This window comes from Massilia sp. DJPM01 (assembly GCF_030348125.1).
Lineage (GTDB): Bacteria > Pseudomonadota > Gammaproteobacteria > Burkholderiales > Burkholderiaceae_D > Telluria_A > Telluria_A frigida.
On record NZ_JAQOZV010000168.1, the window covers coordinates 1 to 1433 of the forward strand.

General features: G+C 65.1%; 1 protein-coding gene. It reads right to left on the reverse strand.

Annotated elements, in window-relative coordinates; all coding sequences use genetic code 11:
• The coding region (locus PO883_RS34405; RefSeq protein WP_373890142.1) for an SDR family NAD(P)-dependent oxidoreductase at positions 1-1326 on the reverse strand (1326 nt) is incomplete at its 3' end.
• Positions 1327-1433: the final 107 nt, after the last annotated feature.

Here is a 1433-nt window from a genome sequence, read left to right on the forward strand (position 1 = left end):
CTTCAACAGGTAACTGTCGCGCAGCACGCCGGCACTGTGCAAAATCCCGGTGAGCGGCCCGAACTCATCGCAGATCGCCGCCACCAGCCGCTCCACGGCTGCGCCATCGGCCACATCGAGCTGACGGTACACGGCGCCAAGCTGCGTCAACTGCGTTTGCTGCGCTTCATCGAGCGCCGAACGGCCGCTCAGGATCACCGTTGCCTGCGTCGTTTGCGCCAGGATGGCCCTGGCAAAGACCAGGCCCAGGGCGCCGGCGCCGCCGGTAATCAGATACACCCCCTGCTCGCGCCAGGGATGCGCCGCCACGGCCGTATTGAGCATTTCATCCAGCCGCGCCACCGAACGGGCCGCACCGCTATAGCGCACCACGGATGCCGTAGCCTGCGCACTCTCGGCGCGCAGGATGGCGGCCAGCTGCGCCGCCCCGGCAATCTCCGACAAAGCGATCAGTTGCGTCCTGATCCTCGGATTCTCCAGCGCGACCGTCTTCAGCAAGCCAGACAAGCCCGCCAGGACTGCCTGCTCGCCATCGGCCGGCACCACCACCTGCACCAGCACATCGCTGCGCGGCTTGTCTTGTAGCAAAGCTTGCATGGCCTCGAAAACATGCCGGGCGATACCGGAGAAACGCGCTGCGGCATCAGCGCCCGTGCCCTGTAGCGATTGGCACTGTGCGGATCCCAGTGCCTCCTTGATGCCGGCTGCGGAGATGGCGGCCATATCGCATAACAGCACCAGATGCCGGCTGAACCCGGCCACGTCCGCCACTGGCTGCAACGCTTGCTGCTGCCACTGCGGATGCAGCATCACGACGCCGGACAAGGCATCCGGTAGTGGCATGTCACGCACCGCCGGCTGATCACTTGCGGCTTCCGTCGATGCCGTCTTGGCACCAATTTTGCGCGAAGAGAAGCCGTTCAAGCGCACGCATACACGGCCAGTCTCGTCACAGAGCGTGATATCGAGCTTTTGCAGCGCGCTGTCGGCGCCGGCATCGGTGGCCGGCACGATCAGCGCCCACATCTCGGCGCTGCATGGCGCCAGCACGTCAACCCGATCGAGTGCAAACGGCAGCATCGGTGTTACCTCGGCAAGCATGCCCTGGCTATCCAGCAGCAAGCCCAGGCTCGCCTGGATCGCCGAATCGAGCAAGCCGGGATGAAGAACGAACTGCTTGCCGCATGACGGCAAGGACAGCCGCGCCAGCACTTCCGCGTCCCCCGCATGCAGCGCCGCAATCGCCCGGTGAGCCGGACCGTAGCTGATGCCCATTTGCTCAAAGACCTCGTAACATTGGCCAGCGCTGAATTCACCACGCTGCATCCGGCCGCGCAATGCCGCCAGATCCAGGACCGCCGGCGCTGGTGCCGCCGCAGTCAATTGGGCAAAGCCCTGGCAGTGGATGCTGTCATTTTCGCTGGCCGGGGTCG